This is a genomic window from Corallococcus llansteffanensis, assembly GCF_003612055.1.
GTDB lineage: Bacteria > Myxococcota > Myxococcia > Myxococcales > Myxococcaceae > Corallococcus > Corallococcus llansteffanensis.
In genome coordinates this window covers 1-2,990 of sequence record NZ_RAWB01000842.1, presented here as the reverse complement: position 1 = coordinate 2,990, position 2,990 = coordinate 1, and the positions used below count along the sequence as shown (strand labels likewise).

3 protein-coding genes are annotated in these 2,990 nt (G+C 68.8%); all 3 read left to right on the top strand.

From position 1 onward, the window contains the following. The coding region (locus tag D7V93_RS41035; RefSeq protein ID WP_244237813.1) for a type VI secretion system Vgr family protein at positions 1–972 on the top strand (972 nt) is incomplete at its 5' end. Positions 973–993: 21 nt separating this feature from the next. Further along, entirely contained in the window at positions 994–1,653 is a 660-nt protein-coding gene (gene tssJ / locus D7V93_RS41030; RefSeq protein ID WP_120648426.1) for a type VI secretion system lipoprotein TssJ, read from the top strand. Continuing rightward, positions 1,650–2,990, top strand: a 1,341-nt coding sequence (gene tssK, locus D7V93_RS41025) for a type VI secretion system baseplate subunit TssK (RefSeq protein ID WP_120648427.1), incomplete at its 3' end; no start/stop codon positions are given. The genes tssJ and tssK, both read left to right, overlap by 4 nt.

The following is a 2,990-nucleotide window of genomic DNA, read 5'->3' as shown; positions in this document are numbered from 1 at the left end:
GCGCTGTACCTGCCGCGCATCGGCCAGGAGGTCGTCGTCGAGTTCCTGGAGGGCGACCCGGACCGGCCCATCGTCACCGGCAGCGTCTACAACGGGCAGAACCCGCCGCCCATCGACCTGCCCGCGGAGAAGACGAAGAGCACGCTGCGCTCCAGCTCCAGCCCCGGGGGCGACGGCTTCAATGAGCTGCGCTTCGAGGACGCCGCGGGCGCGGAGGAGATCTTCCTCCATGCCCAGAAGGACCTGAACATCGTCGTCGAGAACGACAAGACGCAACAGGTGGGCGGCAACGAGACGCTCCTCGTCAAGAAGGACCGCAGCCGCACCATCGAAGGCAACCAGTCGCTCGAGGTGAAGAAGAACGACGACTCCGTCATCGGCGGCAACCAGACGCTGTCGGTGACAGGCAACCGCTCCACCACCGTGGTGGGCAATCACAGCGAAGCCGTGATGGGCGACCAGTCCGTCCAGGTGAGCGGAAACCAGAGCGTGGCGGTCACCCTGGCCTCCGCGGAGACCGTCGGTCTGGGAAAGATGCTCAACGTCGGCGGAGCGCTCGCCGTCACGGTGGGCGCGGCCTTCAACGAGCTGGTGGGCGGCCTCAAGTCCGAACAGGTGGGCGGCGCCAAGGTGGAAGTCGTTGGCGCGAAGAAATCCGAGACCGTGAAGGGCTCCCGCACGCTCCAGGTCGGCGGTGATCTGTCTGAAGAGGTGCAGAAGTCTCGCACACTCAAAGTGGAAAAAGACTTGCTGTTGAGCGTGGGGGGAAAGCTCAACCACGCCGTCAAGGATGCCTACACGCTGTCCGCCAAGGAGATTGCCCTGGTGGCCCAGGAGCAATTCACCTTGAAGGTCGGGTCCGCCACGCTCCAGGTCAAGAAGAACGGGGACGTGGTCATCAAGGGCGCCAAGATCGAGGTCACCGCGAGCGGTGACGTGATCATCAAGGGCTCGAAGATCTCCGAGAACTAGGCCACGACTTCCCTGCCAATAATGCGCACCCAGCAACCCCTGCCGCGTTCCGCGACGCGCCATCCCCGCGCCCGGGCCACGAGATGGCCACGCCTCGTCTGTCTCCTCGTCGCCGTGATGGCGACGGGGTGCGTGAAGCGCGTGGCCCAGCAATGCGAGACGCCGCCCCCCTTCTACGTGGTGCTGGACGTCTCCGAGCAGGTCAACCCCGATCCCCGCGGGCGCTCGCTGCCCACGGTCGTGCGGGTCATCCAGCTCAAGGACAGCGCCCGCCTGGAGCGCGCCAGCTTCCGCGACCTGTGGACCCGCGCCGAGGACCTCCTCAAGGATGACCTGCTCCAGTCCTCCGAGTTCGTCGCCGCGCCCGGCCAGACGAACCAGCGCTGGCTGCAGCGCGACCCCAAGGCCCACTTCGTGCTGACCATGGGCCACTTCCGCCAGCCGCTCGGCTACTCGTGGCGCACGGTGGCGGTGTTGCCGCCGGTGCCGGAGGAGCAGTGCGTGGAGCGCCCGGCGGGCGGTGACCTGGGCGCTCCCAAGCGGGGCGACCAGGAGCTGCGCTACCGGCTGCAGGGCTACCAGATCGATCTCATGCTCCAGCCGCCCGTCTCCTCCTGGGTGCCGGAGTCCTCGCAGCAGCCATCCCCCGGTGTGACGCCGGAGCCCCGGAGCGGTGCATGAAGTCGCCTCAACGCGTCGTGTGGTCGGAGGGCATGTTCATGAGCCCCCACCACCTCCAGCAGCTGGACATCTACCACGAGGCCCTGCTGGACACGCGGCTGGGCTCGCTGGAGCCGTACCCGTGGGGCGTGGTGTCCCTCGCGTTCGACATGGAGTCGCTGCGCGCGGGCCTGGTCCAGCTCTCCAGCTTCACCGGCATCCTTCCGGACGGGCTGCCCGTGTCCCTCCAGAGCGGGGATCCGGAGGCCCCGGCCGCGCGACCCGCGGACGGCGCCTTCCCCGCCGCGCAGCGCGTGCTGGACGTGTTCATCGGCGTGCCGCGCGAGCGCAGCGGCGTGGAGAGCTACGGCGGCTCGGACAAGGTGGGCAGCCCGCGCTACACGCCCGCCACCCGGCCCATCAGCGACCTCACGTCGTCCACCTCCATCGTCCCGGTGTCCTTCGGCCAGCGCAACGTGCGGCTGCTCTTCGGCACGGAGCAGCGGGACGACTTCGAGTCCATCAAGGTCGCGGAGCTGGAGCGGGACAAGGCCGGCAACCTGACGCTGGTGCCTTCCTACATCCCTCCGTGCCTGCGCATCGACGCGGCGGGGGCCATCACCCACGAGCTGCGCATGCTGCTGCGGCTCCTGGTGTCCAAGCAGCGCCAGCTGTCCTCGCGCCGCCGGCACCGGGACGCGTCCGCGCTGGAGTTCACCGCGTCGGACGTGACGCTCTTCCTGGAGCTCAACGCGCTCAACGGCATCATCCCCCTGGTGCAGCACGCGCTGGACGCGGGCAACCTGCGGCCGCAGGCCCTGTACCTGCTGCTCAGCCAGTTCGCCGGGCAGCTGTGCACCTTCGCGGTGAACGCGGATCCGTCCACCCTGCCCGCCTTCCAGTTCATCAACCTGCGCGCCACGTTCGAGGAGCTGTTCCGGCGCATCGGTGAGCTGATGCACGCGGTGGCGCTGGAGCAGTGCCTCACCGTGACGATGGAGGCCGGGACGGACCGGCTCTTCCGCGGGAAGCTGGAGGACGAGCGGCTGGAGCGGTGCGGCCAGTTCCTGCTCACCATCCGCAGCGACCTGCCGGAGAAGGTCGTCGCCGAACAGCTCCCCAAGCTGTCGAAGATGGCGAGCTGGGGCGACATCCAGGGGCTGGTGCAGGCCGCCGCCCCGGGCGTGCCGCTGGAGGTCACCTACCGCCCGCCGCCGGAAGTTCCCGTGCGGCCCGGCGTCGTCTACTTCAACCTCGCCCTGCAGGACGGCTACTGGAAGAACGCCCTGCGCGACCGGACGCTCGCGCTCTACCTGCCGCAGCCCTTCGACGTGAGCACCACCAGCGTGGAGCTGCTC

What these genes read in the sequence shown, in the direction of transcription:
- tssJ (WP_120648426.1), top strand. Translation starts at nt 994, where the DNA reads ATGCGCACCCAGCAACCCCTGCCGCGTTCCGCGACGCGCCATCCCCGC.